The organism is Acidiphilium sp. JA12-A1, from assembly GCF_000724705.2.
Classification (GTDB): domain Bacteria; phylum Pseudomonadota; class Alphaproteobacteria; order Acetobacterales; family Acetobacteraceae; genus Acidiphilium; species Acidiphilium multivorum.
In genome coordinates this window covers 1-676 of record NZ_JFHO01000146.1, presented here as the reverse complement: position 1 = coordinate 676, position 676 = coordinate 1, and the positions used below count along the sequence as shown (strand labels likewise).

Here is a 676-nt window from a genome sequence, read left to right as displayed (position 1 = left end):
CGCCGGGCGGGGGCCAGCGCCGCGGTGGGCGGCAGCAGCAGCTCCGCGCCGCGGTTGCGGAACGCCAGAAGCGCCACCTGGTCGCGCCGCACATAGCAATCGGCCAGCAGCAGCTGCACCGCGCCCTTCGCTTCCGCCAGCCGGTTCAGCGCCGAAGAGCCGGAGGCGTCGACCGCGAAAATCGCCACCGAGCGGACCGGCGCCTGATGCCGGCGAACCCTGAAATCGCCGCCGAGAACGATGACCCGCCCCGGATGATCCGGCCGCTCGCGCCGGCGCAGCGCCTGCATCGGGGCGGCGGCCCGCAGCGTCTCGACGAGGGCGAGACCATGCTCCCGCCCCGGCCGGCCGGGGCGCGCGCCGAGCGGCCTTCCATGCGCGGCCGTCGCGGCGGCAGGGGCGGCGGCGCGCCCGCCGGCAGTGCCGCGGCGGCCCTGGCCGAGCAGCAGCGCGGCCAGAAGTTCCGGCGGCAGCGCGCTGCGGGCGGCATCGAGAACCCGGTCCGCCGCCTGCTCGCCCTCGGTCTCGGGTGGCGCCGGCGCCGCCACCTCGTCGCCGCACGCCGGCGGCGGCGGCGTGGACTCTGGTTCCGCGTCCGTATCCTCTTCCGCCGGCGCCGGCAGGCGGGTGGCACGATGGGCAAGCACCAGCTGGGCTGCCAGCATCGCGTCCTCCT

The 676-nt window shown here is 77.7% G+C and carries 1 pseudogene; it reads right to left on the bottom strand.

From position 1 onward, the window contains the following. Nucleotides 1-665, bottom strand: a pseudogene (bchD, locus tag RT91_RS18675) (magnesium chelatase ATPase subunit D); the annotation flags it as partial. Between the last annotated feature and the right edge of the window lie 11 nt (nucleotides 666-676).